At 53.0% G+C, this 253-nt stretch carries 1 protein-coding gene; it reads left to right on the plus strand.

The window, feature by feature from the left end; genetic code table 11:
- Positions 1-253, plus strand: a 253-nt coding sequence (locus tag SB765_RS31820) for a UDP-N-acetylglucosamine 2-epimerase (protein WP_410932783.1), incomplete at both ends; no start/stop codon positions are given.

Consider the following 253-nt stretch of genomic DNA (forward strand, 5'->3'; position numbering starts at 1 on the left):
CACTGCGCAGCATCGGGAGATGCTTGATCAGGTGCTGAAACTCTTTTCCATTGTACCTGACTACGATCTCAACATAATGCAGCCAGGACAGGGCCTGACAGAGATAACCTGTCGGATTCTGGAAGGGCTAAAACCTATTCTTGCCGAGTTCAAACCAGACGTCGTGCTGGTTCAGGGCGACACAACGACGACGCTGGCAACCAGCCTGGCGGCGTTTTATCAGCGTATTCCTGTTGGTCACGTTGAGGCTGGT

Origin of the sequence: Pseudomonas sp. SIMBA_067 (genome assembly GCF_046534675.1) — a bacterium.
In the GTDB taxonomy this organism is placed as follows: Bacteria; Pseudomonadota; Gammaproteobacteria; order Pseudomonadales; family Pseudomonadaceae; genus Aquipseudomonas; species Aquipseudomonas putida.